Origin of the sequence: Neobacillus drentensis, from assembly GCF_036966985.1 — a bacterium.
GTDB lineage: Bacteria > Bacillota > Bacilli > Bacillales > Cytobacillaceae > Neobacillus > Neobacillus drentensis_E.
Window position 1 is genome coordinate 1 of the sequence record NZ_JBALSN010000085.1, and the last position, 490, is coordinate 490.

A 490-nucleotide genomic window follows, 5' to 3' on the forward strand; every position below is an offset into this window, starting at 1 on the left:
ACCATCATCAAATGTTAAATACACTATTTTCTTTCCACTTTCGCTTAGTTGTGTAATGTTTGGTTTAGTTGGAGCTGCATTAGATTTCTTTGACGGTGGTTGAGAAGAAGTATTATCTTTTGTGGTGGGTTGTGCCGCCGTAACAGGAGTACGTTTATTGGGCACCTTACTAATCTCACGTTCTTGTTCGTTTCTCTGGTGCAAAGCATCCTCTTGCTGTTTTTGCATTCTTTCTTTTTCCAACTTTAAGTCGTTCGTATTTCGCACAATTGTTTCCGGGCTTACATTTTTTTTCACAGACAGATTAGTAACTTTATTTTTTTGGTGATTATTAGATTCACCGCTTGCTGCTTTTGCTTTAAAATAATTACTAACGAATATCCCTGCAAACAAAAAAGTAACAACAATGACGGCAATTAATGTCCCCTTCGACCAACTGCTTTTCAGATTCCCCATTGATCAAACCCTCTTTGATGTTTTTTATTTACTA

General features: G+C 36.5%; 1 protein-coding gene. It reads right to left on the bottom strand.

What is annotated here, in order from left to right; genetic code table 11:
- On the bottom strand, window positions 1-456 hold a 456-nt coding region (locus tag V7659_RS06295; protein ID WP_335538868.1), incomplete at its 3' end, for a hypothetical protein.
- Window positions 457-490 lie beyond the last annotated feature (34 nt).